The 5360-nt window shown below is 68.3% G+C and carries 3 protein-coding genes; 1 reads left to right on the forward strand and 2 read right to left on the reverse strand.

Annotation, left to right across the window (positions count from 1 at the left end; genetic code table 11):
- Positions 1–494 precede the first annotated feature (494 nt).
- Both ACFV9T_RS42500 and ahcY read right to left on the reverse strand, forming a co-directional pair.
- Positions 495–1109, reverse strand: coding sequence for a hypothetical protein (locus ACFV9T_RS42500; RefSeq protein ID WP_385449199.1), 615 nt, complete (start codon positions 1107–1109; stop codon positions 495–497).
- A 125-nt stretch (positions 1110–1234) separates the two neighbouring features.
- Positions 1235–2692, reverse strand: a complete 1458-nt coding sequence (ahcY, locus tag ACFV9T_RS42505; protein ID WP_385449202.1) for an adenosylhomocysteinase — start codon at positions 2690–2692, stop codon at positions 1235–1237.
- Between the two features lie 503 nt (positions 2693–3195).
- On the opposite strand from ahcY, the gene ACFV9T_RS42510 reads away from it, so the two are divergent.
- Positions 3196–5325: a fructose-specific PTS transporter subunit EIIC gene (locus ACFV9T_RS42510; RefSeq protein ID WP_385449204.1), complete on the forward strand. Its 2130-nt coding sequence runs from the start codon at positions 3196–3198 to the stop codon at positions 5323–5325.
- The last annotated feature ends 35 nt before the right edge of the window (positions 5326–5360 follow it).

Below are 5360 nucleotides of genomic sequence, written 5' to 3' on the forward strand. Positions count from 1 at the left end.
TAGTGACCGAGTAGACGGGGTATCAACATATCTGGCGTTGACTTTTAGCACGCTGTTGAGTTCTCAAGGAACGATCGCTTCCTTTGAAACCGTATAACCGGTCTCTCCGGGCTTTCCTTCCGGGCCTTTCAGCCTTTCAGCTTTCCGGCCTTTCGTGTTTCCAACCTTACCAGATCCGTTTTCCGTTCCGTTTCCGGTCCGAATTCCGTTTCCGGTGGCCTGTTGGGGGCCTTTGCCTTTCGGCTGTCCTTGACTTTAGCAGAGTCGCATCGGCCGACCTAATCGGCTTCGCGATTACCTGCGGGGGGTCAAAGTGCTCCGTTGGAATTGCCTTCACAAACGAAGCGTTTCAGATGCCAACGGCTGCTGAGCAACGTACCACGCCGCTCATCGCAACCGTTAAAATCTACCTCCCCACATGGCCCGTGTCAACGGGTTTCGAGGAGATGAACACCGTACCAGCTCAGCGGGGCGCTCCGCACATCACCCGCACATCACCCGAAGGACGACGGCGGGGTCTCCAGTTCCTCCAGTTCGATGCCCGGGGCCGCGAGCACCACGTCGCCCGCGATGTGGACCGTGTGCTGCTCCCCCGTGTCCAACTCGCTGACCTGGTATTCGTCCACGGTGAGCGGGCCGACGTCGGTGGCGTGCCGGGTGCTGCCGAGCAGGGCCCAGGACTGGTCCAGGGTGCGCGGGGCGAGGACCGGGTCAGTGAAGGCGACGAGGCGGACGCGTACGGGGCTCCCGCCGGGTTCGAGCCGGAGCATGCGGGTGAGGGCGACGAGGAACGCCGGGGAGGTGCCGGTGAACGCGTGGGCCTGGGTGTTGCCCTCGGTCGCGTGCGCTCCGGACGGATCCGTACGGACCCAGGTCACGCCCTCCATCGCGCCGCCGCGGATCCGCCAGCTCGCGGCGTGCAGCTCCAGGCGGAGGGGGCGGCCGAGTTCGTCGAGGGTGAGGTCCACGGAACCGGCGTGCTCGCCGGAGGGCGAGGTGCGCTGGGCGACGTAACGCCATCCGCTGGGGCCCGGAGCGCAGTGGAAGTGCTCTTCGCCGAGGGGCGCGTGGTCGTGCGTGTCGTGGAGGGAGTAACGGCCGCGGGGCATGGTGAGGTCCTTGAAAACGGGCTCGGGCCCGCCCGGCCGGAATGGCGCGGACGGGCCCAAGTGGCCCCGCCGGTGCGGCGGGGCCGATGACCGGTGACCGGCGCTCGGCGCGCCGGCCGGGGCGATCAGTAGCGGTAGTGGTCGGGCTTGTAGGGGCCCTCGACCGGGACGCCGATGTAGTCGGCCTGCTCCTGGCGGAGGGTCGTCAGCTTGGCGCCGAGTGCCTCCAGGTGGAGCCGGGCGACCTTCTCGTCCAGGTGCTTGGGCAGCACGTACACATCGGTCGGGTAGGACTCGGGCTTGGTGAACAGCTCGATCTGGGCGATCGTCTGGTCCGCGAAGGAGTTGGACATCACGAACGACGGGTGACCGGTCGCGTTGCCCAGGTTCAGCAGACGGCCCTCGGAGAGCACGATGAGCTTCTTGCCCTCGGGGAACGTCCAGGTGTGGACCTGCGGCTTGACCTCGTCCTTGACGATCCCGGGGATGGCCGCGAGACCGGCCATGTCGATCTCGTTGTCGAAGTGGCCGATGTTCCCGATGATCGCCTGGTGCTTCATCTTGGCCATGTCGGTGGCCATGATGATGTCCTTGTTGCCCGTCGTGGTGATGAAGATGTCCGCGGTCTCCACCACGTCGTCCAGGGTGGCGACCTGGTAACCGTCCATCGCCGCCTGCAGCGCGCAGATCGGGTCGATCTCGGTGACGATGACCCGGGCGCCCTGGCCGCGCAGCGACTCCGCGCAGCCCTTGCCGACATCGCCGTAGCCGCAGATGACCGCGACCTTGCCGCCGATCAGGACATCGGTGGCGCGGTTGATGCCGTCGACCAGGGAGTGGCGGCAGCCGTACTTGTTGTCGAACTTCGACTTCGTCACCGCGTCGTTGACGTTGATCGCCGGGAAGAGCAGGGTGCCCTCCCGGTGCATCTCGTACAGGCGGTGAACGCCGGTCGTCGTCTCCTCGGTGACACCGCGGATCTCGGAGGCGAGCTGCGTCCACTTCTGCGGGGTCTCCGCGAGAGTGCGGTTCAGCAGCTCGAGGACGACGCGGTGCTCGTCGTTCTCGGCGGTGGCGACGTCAGGGGCGGCGCCCGCCTTCTCGTACTCGACGCCCTTGTGGACGAGGAGGGTGGCGTCGCCACCGTCGTCCAGGATCATGTTGGGGCCGCCGGTGGCGGTGCCCGGCCAGGTCAGCGCCTGCTCGGTGCACCACCAGTACTCCTCCAGGGTCTCGCCCTTCCAGGCGAAGACCGGGATGCCCTGCGGGTTCTCCGGGGTACCGGTCGGGCCGACGGCGATCGCGGCGGCCGCGTGGTCCTGGGTGGAGAAGATGTTGCAGGACGCCCAGCGGACCTGCGCGCCGAGCGCGGTCAGGGTCTCGATCAGGACCGCGGTCTGCACCGTCATGTGCAGCGAGCCGGTGACACGGGCACCGGCCAGCGGCTGGGATGCGGCGAACTCCTTACGGAGCGCCATCAGGCCGGGCATCTCGTGCTCGGCGAGGGTGATCTCCTTACGACCGAAATCGGCCAGGGAGAGGTCGGCGACCTTGAAGTCCTGACCGGTGTCGGCTGACGTCATGAGTGCTGCTCCTCATTGATCGGTTGGCGAGCGAGAGTGTTTCGGCTGGCCTGCGGGCAGCGGGCACTGTGTGTCCGGCGGTGCGTCCGGGTCCGGGGTGTGTCCGGATCTGGACCCACGTTAGGCGGACACACGTGTCCCCTTTGCTCGCAGTGCGCAGTCCGTCGGAGGCCCTCTCTCCCTCGGCCGCCCCGCGGTACGGGACGCCCGACCGCCATCAGCAGCGACGTCTGGCTCGGTCACGAATCTACACCGCTGGGCGGGGTGAGCCCCAGCCCGAGGGGGTGTTCTTCGGCCCCGGGCCTGCACAGGGCCCCGGTCGTGAGGCCGAGCGCTTTGATCCCGTCCACGGGTATTGCAGGATGCCGCTGGCACGGGGACGCTTGCACATTCCCGCGCTGCCCGGCGTGTTGACGGTGCCGATCGGTGTTGTCGGCGGTGTCGTGCGCTGCTGCGCGCTGCCGTGCGCCGCCGGGGAAGCTGATCGTGACAAGGAGAACCACGTGACCAGTCCAGCCGATCCCCCCAGCGGTGCGGGGGCCAGCGACAGTGCGGAGACCGGCGGGCCGGGGCTCAGACTGCTCGCGGTGACCGCCTGTCCTACGGGCATCGCCCATACCTACATGGCCGCCGAGAAGCTGACGCAGGCCGCGGAATCGCTCGGGCATCGCATGAAGGTGGAGACACAGGGCTCGATCGGGGCCGAGAACGTCCTGTCTGACAACGATGTCAGCGAGGCGGACGGGATCATCATCGCCGCCGACAAGGACGTCGACCGCAGCCGGTTCGTCGGGAAGAAGGTGCTCGTCGTCGGGGTGGCGGAGGGGATTCACCATCCGGAGGGACTGATCGAGCGGGTGCGGGACGCGCCGGTGTACGAGGGGGATGGGCGCGGTGGGGGTGGTGCCGGGGCCGTCGGTGGTGGTGCTGGTGGTGGTGGCTCGGCCGGTGGCGGCGGCGCCAAGGGGCGTGGGGTCACGTACAAGGCGCTCATGAACGGCGTCTCGTACATGATCCCGTTCGTGGTGGTCGGCGGTCTCCTGATCGCCGTCTCGCTCGCGCTGGGCGGCGATACGACGGCCAAGGGGATCGTCATCCCCGACGGCTCCTTCTGGAAGACCGTCAACGACATCGGCAGCATCGGCTTCCAGCTGATGATCCCGGCGTTGTCCGGCTACATCGCGTACGCCATCGCCGACCGGCCCGGGCTGGTGCCCGGCATGGTCGGCGGCTGGATAGCGGCCCATGGCGAGCTGTACGACAGCGAGGCGGGCGCCGGGTTCATCGGGGCGATCGTCACCGGGTTCCTGGCCGGGTATCTGGTGCAGGGGATCAAGAGGGTCCGGGTACCGAAGTTCGTTCAGCCGATCATGCCGATCATCGTGATCCCGATCGTGGCGACGTCGGTGCTCGGTCTGTTCTTCATCTACGTGCTCGGCAGGCCCATCGCCTGGGTCTTCGAGAACCTCACCGACTGGCTCGGCGGGCTGACCGGGACCAGTGCGGCGCTGCTCGGCATCATCCTCGGGCTGATGATCGCGTTCGACATGGGCGGGCCGGTCAACAAGACGGCGTTCCTCTTCGGGGCCGGGCTGGTCTCCAAGAACCCCGAGGTCATGGGCGCGTGCGCGGCGGCCATTCCGGTGCCGCCGCTGGGGCAGGGGCTGGCCACGCTGATCCGTCGCCGGATGTTCGACGACCAGGAGCGGGAGACCGGGCTCGCGGCCCTGTTCATGGGCTTCTTCGGCATCACCGAGGGTGCGATTCCGTTCGCCGCGGCGCGGCCCGCGATGGTGATTCCCGCGAACATGCTGGGTGGTGCGGTGGCCGGGGCCATCGCCGGGCTGGCGGCGGTCGAGGACAGCGTGCCGCACGGAGGGCCCATTGTGGCGGTGCTCGGTGCGGTGAACGGGGTGCCGATGTTCTTCGTGGCTGTGGTGGTCGGTACGGCCGTCACGGCGGTGGCTACGGTCGGGCTGATGTCGGTGCGGCGGGGTGGGGCGGGGGCCGTTTCGGCGTCTGCCTCGGCTGGGGCGGTGGCTTCTGTTGTGGCCGAGCCGGTGTTGGTGGGGAGTGGTGCGGGGTCCTCGGGGGGTGCGTCGGGGGGTGGTTCCGCTGTTCGTACCGCTGTCGCGAAGCCTGCGGAGCTTGCGGAGGCTGCGGAGCTTGCCGGGGGTGAGGTGTTGTCCGGGTATCTGACCGAGCAGACCGTCAAGGAGCAGCTGGCCGCTGATTGTAAGGACGAGGCCATCCGCGAGATGGCCGCGCTGCTGGCCGCGAGCGGCAAGGTCGCGGACGCCGCGGAGCTGGTGCGGGTCGCGTTCGCCCGCGAGGACCAGGGCACGACCGGTCTTGGGGAGGAGATCGCGATCCCGCACGCCAAGACGGACGCGGTGACCGCCCCGGTCGTCGGCTTCGCGCGGTCCGCCGAGGGCATCGAATGGGGCGCGCCGGACGGTACGAAGGCCCGGCTGGTCTTCATGATCGCGGTGCCGGAGGCTGCGGCGGGGGATGAACACCTGCGGATCTTGGCGCTGCTGTCGCGGAAGTTGATGGTTGCGGAGTTCCGGGAGCGGTTGGTGGGTGCGGAGGATGTGGGGGCGATTTTGGGGGTGTTGGGCGAGATCGCGTAGGTCGGTGGCGGGGTGGGTTGTTCCCCACCCCCCCC

This window comes from Streptomyces sp. NPDC059850, from assembly GCF_042731515.1.
GTDB lineage: Bacteria > Actinomycetota > Actinomycetes > Streptomycetales > Streptomycetaceae > Streptomyces.